At 46.2% G+C, this 6,975-nt stretch carries 7 protein-coding genes; 2 read left to right on the top strand and 5 right to left on the bottom strand.

Annotated features, from left to right (window positions below; genetic code table 11):
- Positions 1-9: 9 nt before the first annotated feature.
- Positions 10-1,215, top strand: coding sequence for a purine nucleoside transporter PunC (gene punC, locus CAG68_RS07675; protein WP_054579443.1), 1,206 nt, complete (start codon positions 10-12; stop codon positions 1,213-1,215).
- A gap of 44 nt (positions 1,216-1,259) precedes the next feature.
- On the opposite strand, the gene CAG68_RS07670 is transcribed toward punC, so the two are convergent.
- Positions 1,260-2,036, bottom strand: a complete 777-nt coding sequence (locus CAG68_RS07670) for a transporter substrate-binding domain-containing protein (RefSeq protein ID WP_005378944.1) — start codon at positions 2,034-2,036, stop codon at positions 1,260-1,262.
- Between the two features lie 115 nt (positions 2,037-2,151).
- Between CAG68_RS07670 and CAG68_RS07665 the strand changes: the two genes are divergently transcribed.
- Positions 2,152-2,892: an amino acid ABC transporter permease gene (locus CAG68_RS07665; RefSeq protein ID WP_005383852.1), complete on the top strand. Its 741-nt coding sequence runs from the start codon at positions 2,152-2,154 to the stop codon at positions 2,890-2,892.
- Between the two features lie 80 nt (positions 2,893-2,972).
- Here CAG68_RS07665 and glmU read toward each other — a convergent pair whose 3' ends face one another.
- From glmU to atpG, 4 genes are all read right to left on the bottom strand, one after another.
- Positions 2,973-4,334 carry a bifunctional UDP-N-acetylglucosamine diphosphorylase/glucosamine-1-phosphate N-acetyltransferase GlmU gene (glmU, locus tag CAG68_RS07660; RefSeq protein ID WP_005378938.1) on the bottom strand — a complete coding sequence of 454 codons (1,362 nt, stop codon included), beginning with the start codon at positions 4,332-4,334 and terminating at the stop codon, positions 2,973-2,975.
- Positions 4,335-4,483: 149 nt separating this feature from the next.
- Positions 4,484-4,906, bottom strand: a complete 423-nt coding sequence (locus tag CAG68_RS07655) for a F0F1 ATP synthase subunit epsilon (RefSeq protein ID WP_005378937.1) — start codon at positions 4,904-4,906, stop codon at positions 4,484-4,486.
- 18 nt (positions 4,907-4,924) lie between these two features.
- Positions 4,925-6,328, bottom strand: coding sequence for a F0F1 ATP synthase subunit beta (atpD, locus tag CAG68_RS07650; RefSeq protein WP_005378933.1), 1,404 nt, complete (start codon positions 6,326-6,328; stop codon positions 4,925-4,927).
- Between the two features lie 35 nt (positions 6,329-6,363).
- Positions 6,364-6,975: ATP synthase F1 subunit gamma (atpG, locus tag CAG68_RS07645; RefSeq protein ID WP_161440976.1), on the bottom strand; the 612-nt coding region annotated here is incomplete at its 5' end.

Genomic DNA, 6,975 nt, shown 5'->3' with positions numbered 1-6,975 from the left:
GGTTGAATCATGAAAATCTCAAAACTACAGCTCATTTATCTGGCAGCATTATCGATGCTTGGCTTCGTTGCTACCGATATGTATCTGCCAGCATTCAAAGCGATGGAAATCGACTTTGCAACAGGCCCTGAGCAAATTGCGCTCTCTTTAACGGTATTCCTCGTTGGTATGGCGATTGGCCAGCTAATGTGGGGATTGGCATCCGATAAATTTGGCCATCGTAATACACTCGCAGCCGGGTTGGTGCTATTTACTATCGCGTCATTCGGTTTGGCTTTCTGTGATCAAGTATGGCAACTACTCACACTGCGCTTTATCCAAGCTATCGGTGTGTGTGCACCAGCCGTGATCTGGCAGGCTATGGTCATTAAACGCTACTCAAGCAGTAGCCAACAAATTTTTGCGACAATCATGCCACTCGTCGCGCTATCACCAGCACTAGCACCTCAATTAGGGGTTGTGTTGGCAGATAACTTCGGCTGGCACAGTATCTTTATTACGCTAACACTGGTTGGTGTCTTTTTGGTCTTTGCGACCATGGCACAAAAAGACGAGAAAGCAGAAATCAAACAAACCAGTATGTCTGCCGACATCAAAGCGCTGCTGAGTTCTAAAAAATACCTTGGCAACGTGTTTATGTTTGCGACGGCTTCAGCTGCATTCTTTGCTTACCTAACTGGGATGCCAGAAATCATGGCGCAACTGGGCTACGAAGCAAAAGATATTGGTTTGAGCTTTATCCCACAAACCATCGCGTTTATGGCTGGTGGCTACTTAGGTAAAGTAGGCGTTCGAAAATTTGGTGATGAAAAGGTTCTGCGCCAACTGATTGGCCTATTTAGTGTCGCGGCATTAATGATTTTCATTGCTTCACAGTGGGATCTGTCATCGATTTGGCCTATTCTTGCGCCATTCTGTTTGATTGCCGTTGCTAACGGCGCGCTGTACCCAATCGTGGTAAACCGTGCATTGGCCAGCGCACAACAGAGCCCTGCAACAGCAGCAGGTCTGCAAAACAGCCTGCAAATCTGTGTAAGTAGCTTCTCAAGTGCATTGGTAGCCGCAATGGCAAGCCAAGCTCAGATGGTTACTGGCATCGCAATCATCATCTGTATGGGTGGGCTGTGGATGGGATACATTCTGTCGAATCGCGAATTATCCAAGCACTTTACGACTCCTGACAACGCCCGAGTCGTGAGTGAAGACGAACTTTAATCGTTCAGATAATAAAAAGAGCCGCGCAATGCGGCTCTTTCTGTTTATAAGCTTTTCAACCCCCATTTCTTGGCAGTCTGCTTAAAAAAGCCTTGAGTCTTTTTCAACTCTACCCAGTGATTGATGTAATTAATCCATACTTGATCGTCTTGCGGCAACAACATAGCAATTGGGGTTGGTTTACGCGGTGCGGTCACTGGCACTATCGCCAATTGTTTAAACTTATCCACCAACGTCGCTGCTTCCACATTGGACGTCACCGATACATCGGCCCTGCGAGCTAGTAGTTCTTGGAAGTCGCGCGCTGGCGCTTCAATAACAATATGCTGAGCAGACGGGAAGAACTCTTTCACCATTTTTTCTTGTACCGTACCTAACGTCGCCGCGACTTTTACTTCTGGTTTATTAAAATCCGCCCAATCAGAGAATTTGGCGAGATCTTTCTTTTGCACCACAGGTACAAAGGCAAGGTAGAAATATGGCTGGCTATATCCAGCTACTTTCGCGCGAGACATGTTCAGAGATGCGCTGCCAGTAATATCGTATTTGTTGGCGGTAATGCCATTAACTAGCGTCTTCCAATCCGTGGGCACATACTCCACTTTTACACCGAGATCTTTAGCAAGTTCTGTTGTTACATCGATATCGAAGCCACGATAACTGTTTGTCGCGGGGTCTTTCATCGTCATCGGATTCCAATCTCCCGTCGTTCCAACTCGGAGTACGCCATTGTCTAAAATGGATTGAAGACGGCTTTCAGCGTGAGCGACTTGAGTCGCAGCAAGCAAACACATTCCTAGCACTAGTAAAATCTTTCTCATTTTTATTCCCTTAAAAATAATGACCTTATACGGTTTAATAATTAACCTTTATTAGAGCTCTACTGATAACATAGCAGCAACAAAGGAAGTTTTTTAGTTAATTCAGGGAGTAAATGTGACGTTTCGAACTCTATGGCTGTTTTCACTGCTATTACTCACTGGTTGTTCAGATTATCAATGGGGCTGGTATGTACTTGACCCTTCGACGGATCAAGGACTCACCAATCTAAAGTTTTTAATCGCTGGGTTTAATGACACCATTCAGGTATCACTCCTCAGTATGTTGTTTGCGATGAGCTTGGGTCTGATCGTTGCGTTACCCGCTCTGTCGGACTCAGCCTCTCTGAAGTGGATAAACCGTATTTATGTCGAGGTGATCCGTTCAGTGCCAGTTTTAGTCTTACTACTTTGGGTGTATTACGGCATGCCTACGCTATTGGATGTCTCACTCAATCACTTTTGGGCGGGTGTTATTGCACTGACTATCGCTGAGAGCGCGTTTATGGCGGAAGTATTTCGCGGTGGAATACAAGCTATCAGCCGTGGCCAGCATGAAGCGGCTGAATCTTTGGGCTTAAGCTATTGGCAAAAGATGCGCTTGGTAATTCTTCCCCAAGCGTTTCGGCAAATTCTCCCACCACTGGGCAATCAATTTGTCTACATCCTCAAGATGAGTTCTTTAGTCAGCGTGATTGGTTTAAGCGATCTCACTCGCCGTGCTAATGAGCTGGTGGTGAATGAGTACTTACCCTTAGAGATTTATACCTTCCTCGTTTTGGAGTACTTGTTACTCATCCTATTTGTATCTCAAGCCGTTCGTTGGCTCGAAAAACGTATTGCCATTCCTAGCTACTAGCGATGAAGCCTTAGCTAGAAACAACAAAGCCGCTCTTGTTGAGCGGCTTTGACAATATAGAGACAGAGTGTAGGTAATGCTTATTTCTGTTTTACAGGACGCTGCCAGCCAGTAATTTTGCGTTCTTTGACGCGAGTAATTACTAACTCACCTTCTTCAACATCTTTTGTTAGTGTCGTGCCAGCACCGATGGTTGCGCCATCAGCGATAGTGACAGGCGCCACCAGCTGGCTATCAGAACCAACAAAAACATCATTACCGATGATGGTTTTAAACTTGTTCGCACCATCGTAGTTACAAGTGATAGTACCTGCGCCGATGTTAGTACGTTGACCGATCTCTGCATCACCTAAGTAAGTTAGGTGGTTCGCTTTTGAACCTTCTCCGATGCGCGCATTTTTCACTTCAACGAAGTTACCCACATGGGAATCGTTACGCATTTCAGCACCAGGACGAAGGCGAGTAAATGGACCAACCGTACATTCTTCACCAACCGTTGCACCTTCAATCACACTGTAAGGGCGAACGATGGTGTTGTCGTCGATTTCACAATCTTTCAGTACACAACCCGCACCGATAACCACGTTATCACCCAGTGAAACATTACCTTCGATGATAACATTCACGTCGATTTCACAGTCCATACCGCACTGTAACTCACCACGCAAATCAAAGCGTGCTGGATCGCGTAGCATGACACCTTGCTCTAGTAGCTTCTGAGCTTGCATTGACTGGAAAGCACGCTCTAGACGAGCAAGCTGTGCGCGGTCATTGACCCCTTCCACTTCAATGGCATTGACTGGGTGTACAGCCTCAACGGCACGACCTTCATCGTGTGCAGCTGCAATAACGTCAGTTAGGTAGTATTCGCCTTGTGCGTTGTTGTTGTTTAAGCCAGACAACCAACGCTTAAGATCCCCACCAGTCGCAACCATCACGCCAGTATTGATCTCTTTAATTTGTTTTTGTTCTTCTGTTGCATCTTTTTGCTCAACGATCGCCACAACAGGACCATTCTTACGGATAATACGACCGTAGCCTGTCGGGTTATCTAGAATCACTGTTAGTAGTGCAATGCCGCCTGTTGGCTGTGCATCTAATAGGTTTTCAATCGTTTCAGCTGAAATCAGTGGAACATCACCGTAAAGCACCAGTACTTTTTCATCGTCTTCAAACTTCGGAGACGCTTGATCAACCGCATGACCTGTACCTAGTTGCTCCGCTTGCAGTACCCAGTTTACAGGCTCTTCTGCTAGCGTTTGCTGCATTTGATCACCACCGTGACCATATACTAAGTGGATGTTTTGTGCGCCAAGACCTGTACATGTATCAATCACATGTTTTGCCATTGGCTTCCCTGCCAAAGTGTGTAGCACTTTAGGCATGTTTGAATACATACGGGTACCTTTACCCGCAGCAAGGATCACAGCACTGAATTTCATTAATAACCTATTGACGTTCTATTTTAATTGGGCGTTATTTTAAACACCTTGGAAGGATTAGTTAATGGTGGGATGTAAATTTCCAACTAAAATTAATCAAAAAGGCGACCAATTGGCCGCCTTTTTTCATGCAACGTTGCTAATTGAGCTTAGCGACGCTTTTTTGTCAGCTCGATAACTCGTAGCTGAGCAATGGCTTTAGCCAGTTCACTGGCCGCTTGTGCGAAGTCCATGTCACCATGCTGATTCTGGATTTGCTCCTCAGCGCGGCGTTTGGCTTCTTCTGCCTTCGCTGCGTCTAGCTCTTCACCACGGATAGCTGTATCAGCTAGTACAGTCGCTGTACCAGGCTGAATCTCTACCATACCACCAGAAACATAAATAATTTCTTCGTGGCCGTGCTGTTTCACAATACGCACCATACCAGGCTTGATAGCGGTCAGCAGCGGTGTGTGACCATGGAAAATACCAAGTTCACCTTCGCTACCGGTCACCTGAAACGTTTCAACACGACCAGAGAAGATTTTCTTCTCAGCGCTTACTACGTCTAGGTGAAAGGTTATTGCTGCCATATCGCCTCCTAGTTAGCCTTATAGCTTCTTCGCATTCTCAATAGCATCGTCGATGCTACCGCAGTACATAAATGCCTGCTCAGGAATGTCGTCGTATTCACCAGCTAGTAGGCCTTTAAAGCCACGTAGAGTCTCTTTTAGAGGTACGTAAATACCAGGGTCACCTGTAAATACTTCTGCTACGTGGTAAGGCTGAGTTAGGAAACGCTCAATCTTACGTGCACGAGATACAACTTGCTTATCTTCTTCAGATAGCTCGTCCATACCTAGGATAGCAATGATATCTTTCAGCTCTTTGTAGCGCTGAAGCGTCTGCTGAACACCACGAGCAACTTCGTAGTGATCTTGACCAACGACTAGTGGATCAAGCATACGAGATGTTGAATCTAGCGGGTCGATCGCAGGGTATAGACCCATTGCAGCGATGTTACGGTTAAGTACAACCGTTGCATCCAAGTGCGCGAACGTTGTTGCTGGAGACGGGTCAGTCAAGTCATCCGCAGGTACGTATACCGCCTGTACAGACGTGATAGAACCTGATTTCGTTGACGTGATACGCTCCTGAAGTACACCCATCTCTTCTGCAAGAGTTGGCTGGTAACCTACCGCAGAAGGCATACGACCTAGTAGTGCTGATACCTCGGTACCTGCAAGTGTGTAACGGTAGATGTTATCAATGAACAGTAGTACGTCACGACCTTCGTCACGGAAACGCTCTGCCATTGTTAGACCAGTCAGTGCAACACGTAGACGGTTACCTGGTGGCTCGTTCATCTGACCGTAAACCATCGCTACTTTTGATTCTTCAGGCTTCTCAACGTTTACAACGCCCGCTTCCTGCATCTCGTAGTAGAAATCGTTACCTTCACGAGTACGTTCACCAACACCAGCAAATACTGATAGACCTGAGTGCTGTAGTGCGATGTTGTTGATAAGTTCCATCATGTTAACGGTCTTACCTACACCTGCACCACCGAATAGACCGATTTTACCACCCTTAGCGAATGGACAAATTAGGTCGATTACTTTAACGCCCGTTTCTAGAAGTGCAATTTCGTTTGATTGCTCTTCGTAGCTTGGTGCACTACGGTGGATAGAGTAAACCTCTTCCGCACCCACTTCACCACGCTCGTCAATCGCGTCACCTAGGACGTTCATGATACGACCTAGAGTTTTAGTACCTACTGGTACTGAAATTGGAGCGCCAGTGTTAACCACTTCAACTCCACGACGTAAACCATCAGAGCTACCCATTACGATACAACGAACTACGCCACCGCCTAGCTGTTGTTGAACTTCAAGAACTAGACGCTCTTTTGAGTCCGTTACGTTTAGAGCGTCATATACACTAGGTACATCGCTCTGTGGGAACTCTACGTCGACTACCGCACCGATGATCTGTACGATCTTACCTGTAGCCATCGTTAATCCTCTAAACTATTTCGTTTTACCTAAGCTTAAACCGCAGCTGCACCACCAACGATTTCTGATAGTTCTTGTGTAATCGCAGCCTGACGGGCTTTGTTGTACACAAGTTCCAAATCGTCAATCAAACTGGTTGCGTTATCCGTTGCAGCCTTCATCGCAATCATTCGAGCCGCTTGCTCACAAGCAAGGTTCTCAACCACACCTTGGTATACCTGAGACTCTACGTAACGCACTAATAGCGTATCCAGTAGAGGTTTTGGTTCAGGCTCATAGATGTAGTCCCATGAATGCTCACGCTGCATCTCTTCGCTGTCCGATTTAGGCAAAGGTAGCAATTGATCGATCGTTGGTTGCTGAACCATAGTATTAACAAACTTGTTGAATACTACATATAGACGGTCCAGTTCACCTTCATCGTATTTCTTCAGCATTACGCCAACAGAGCCGATTAGGTCTTGTAGGCTTGGATTATCTCCAAGACCAGAAACCTGTGCCGCAACTTTTGCGCCACCATGTTTAAAGAAAGCTGTTGCTTTTGAGCCAACAACGGCTAGCTCAATCTCAGCACCTTTCTCTCTCCATGCTTGCATGTCTGTAACGGCTTTTTTGAACACGTTAATGTTCAAACCACCACACAGACC

Source organism: Vibrio sp. V42_P2S4T144 (genome assembly GCF_009904715.1).
In the GTDB taxonomy this organism is placed as follows: Bacteria; Pseudomonadota; Gammaproteobacteria; order Enterobacterales; family Vibrionaceae; genus Vibrio; species Vibrio alginolyticus.
Note: the sequence above shows the minus strand (reverse complement) of the source record. Positions and strands in the feature narration are given on the sequence as shown.

Excerpts from the sequence above, each read along its gene's own strand:
- CAG68_RS07655 (WP_005378937.1), bottom strand. The coding sequence starts at position 4,906 with ATGGCAGCAATAACCTTTCACCTAGACGTAGTAAGCGCTGAGAAGAAA.
- punC (WP_054579443.1), top strand. The coding sequence starts at position 10 with ATGAAAATCTCAAAACTACAGCTCATTTATCTGGCAGCATTATCGATG.
- atpD (WP_005378933.1), bottom strand. The coding sequence starts at position 6,328 with ATGGCTACAGGTAAGATCGTACAGATCATCGGTGCGGTAGTCGACGTA.
- CAG68_RS07670 (WP_005378944.1), bottom strand. The coding sequence starts at position 2,036 with ATGAGAAAGATTTTACTAGTGCTAGGAATGTGTTTGCTTGCTGCGACT.
- glmU (WP_005378938.1), bottom strand. The coding sequence starts at position 4,334 with ATGAAATTCAGTGCTGTGATCCTTGCTGCGGGTAAAGGTACCCGTATG.